General features: G+C 68.0%; 1 protein-coding gene. It reads left to right on the forward strand.

The annotated features are described in order from the left end of the window. Positions 1-126: 126 nt before the first annotated feature. Entirely contained in the window at positions 127-1767 is a 1641-nt protein-coding gene (locus ACFW6B_RS41080; protein ID WP_386605052.1) for an IS4 family transposase, read from the forward strand. The last annotated feature ends 41 nt before the right edge of the window (positions 1768-1808 follow it).

Below are 1808 nucleotides of genomic sequence, written 5' to 3' on the forward strand. Positions count from 1 at the left end.
GGCCCAAGGCCGGGTAGTTAGCGTTTTCGCAGGTCACGCGAGCCAGTTGAAGGATTTCCGGCGTAGAGCAACGGAGCTCGTTGGTACAGGCAGTCGACCAAGACAGCTTGTCCCGAAGGAGCTCCGTTGCCCCGTCATTGTGTCCTGCCGTCCGCGCTGACGGCCATCACCCGAACGGTCACCGTGGCCGCGGGCCGGTTCGCTCCCGGGCATCTTGGGGAACTGACCGCCGTCGTGCCGTTCGAGCTGGTGGACGCGGTCCTTGCGGAGACAAGGACGGTACAGCGACGGCTGCGTGATCTGCCGTCGCGGGTCGGGGTCTACTTCCTGCTGGCGATGTGCCTGTTCCCCGAGGTCGGCTATCGCCTGGTCTGGGACAAGATGACCGCGGGTCTGTCCGGGATGCCGGTGGTCTGTCCGTCGGCGAAGGCGTTGCGTGACCTGCGTCGGCGGATCGGCAGCGCGCCGGTGCGGGCGCTGTTCGAGGTGCTGGCCGGGTTGTTGGCCCGGCCGTCGACGCCAGGTGTGCGTTTCGGTCCGTACCGGACGGTGTCGTTCGACGGCTGCAGTTCGCTGAGAGTCCCCGATTCCGAGCGGAACCGGGCCTGGCTGGGCAGGACTTCGCATCATGGTTACCCGACGCTGGAGTTGATGACGCTGGTCGAGACCGGCACCCGGGCTCTGGTCGGCGCGGTGTTCGGCCCCACCGCCGAGGGCGAGACAGGCTACGCCGGCCGGCTCCTGCATCTGCTGCGGCCGGACATGCTGGTGCTGTGGGACAAGGGATTCGACAGCAACGCCTTCCTCACAACGGTCACGGACACCGGCGCTCAGGTGTTGGGCCGGCTCCGCAGCAACCGGCGCACGCCGGTCCTCACCCGCCTCGTCGATGGCTCCTACCTGTCGGTGATCGGCGCCGTGAAAGTACGGATCATCGACGCACAGATCGCCGTGACCTGCGCGGACGGCACGTCCTTCACCGGGTCCTACCGACTGGTCACCACCCTGACCGACGCCCGCCGTCACCCTGCCACCGCGCTGGTGGGCCTCTATCACCAGCGGTGGGAACACGAATCCGCGTACTACGCGCTCCGCCACACGATCATGAACGGGCGCAACCTCCGCTCGGGCGACCCGGCAGGCATCGAGCAGGAGATGTGGTCCCTGCTCACCCTCTACCAGGTCCTGCGCACTGTGATGGTCGACGCCGCCGAATCGCTCCCCGGCACCGATCCGGACCGCTGCTGCTTCACCGTCGCCCTGCAGACCGCCCGTGACCAGGTCATCCGGGCCGCCGCCGTCATCGCCGATCCCGCTGACGCAGGTCGCCTCGGACTGATCGGACACCGGATCCTGACCCGACTCCTGCCGCCCCGGCGCCGGCGGGTCAGCACCCGCAAGGTCAAGTCACCGATGTCCCGCTACAGCACCCGCCACGAGGACGGCAGGCCCGACACCAGCCGCACCATCACCGGTCTCGACATCAACATCCTCGAGCCTGCGCAATCCCGCCCCCAGCTCCCCGCCGTCTCCCGCGACGACCGGCACACCGCCCTCGCCGAGCGCCGCCGTCACCGGATCCTTGGCCTGCTCGAGGAGGACCCCAGCCGGCTCTGGCGCCCCCGTGACATTGCCGCCCATTTCGGCGACATCACCATGGAGACCATGTATCGACAACTCTCCAGATGGGCCGAGACCGGCCTCATCCACAAACTGGGCCCCGGCCTCTACACCGCAACACCATGGTCACCAGCCCCACTTGCGTGACCTGCGAAAACGCTAACTACCCGGCCTTGGGTCAAGGCCCG

This window comes from Streptomyces sp. NPDC058751 (assembly GCF_042746485.1).
In the GTDB taxonomy this organism is placed as follows: domain Bacteria; phylum Actinomycetota; class Actinomycetes; order Streptomycetales; family Streptomycetaceae; genus Streptomyces.